This is a genomic window from Thalassospira mesophila, from assembly GCF_002115755.1.
GTDB classification, from domain to species: domain Bacteria; phylum Pseudomonadota; class Alphaproteobacteria; order Rhodospirillales; family Thalassospiraceae; genus Thalassospira; species Thalassospira mesophila.
Map to the genome: position 1 here is coordinate 1 of NZ_JFKA01000057.1, position 710 is coordinate 710.

Consider the following 710-nt stretch of genomic DNA (forward strand, 5'->3'; position numbering starts at 1 on the left):
CACCGTCATCGCGGACATGGCGCGCAACGTGGCCGGCGATGCCGCCACGGTCGAGTCCGTGACCCGGCCCGGGGCCGAAATCCATGAATACCAGCCGACGCCGGGCGACCTGGCGCGGGCCCAGGGCGCGCAATTGATCCTCTGGAACGGGTTGAACCTGGAACAATGGTTCGAGCGCTTCTTCCATCGGCTCAAGAACGTGCCCGGCGTCGTGGTGACGCGCGGCATCGAGCCGATCGGCATCGGCGACGGCCCCTATGAGGGCAAGCCCAACCCGCATGCCTGGATGTCGCCCGCCAACGCGCTGATCTACGTCGACAACATCCGCGATGCGCTGGTCCAGTACGACCCGGCCAACGCCGAAACCTACCGCGCCAACGCGGCGGCCTACAAGGCGCGCATCCAGGAGGCGATCGGCCCCTTGCACCAGCGCCTGCGGGCCATTCCCCCCGAGCGGCGCTGGCTGGCGACCAGCGAGGGCGCGTTCAGCTACCTGGCGCGGGATCTCGACCTGCGCGAGCTGTATCTCTGGCCGATCAACGCCGATCAACAGGGCACGCCGCAGCAGGTGCGCCGCGTGGTGGACCTGATGACGGCCAACCGCGTCCCGGCGATCTTCAGCGAAAGCACGGTGTCCGCCAATCCCGCCCGCCAGGTCGCGCAGGAGACCGGCGCCCGCTACGGCGGCGTGCTGTATGTCGATTCGCTCA

1 protein-coding gene is annotated in these 710 nt (G+C 68.9%); it reads left to right on the forward strand.

Annotation, left to right across the window (positions count from 1 at the left end; translation table 11 throughout):
- Positions 1-710, forward strand: a 710-nt coding sequence (locus TMES_RS22005) for a metal ABC transporter substrate-binding protein (protein ID WP_085586599.1), incomplete at both ends; no start/stop codon positions are given.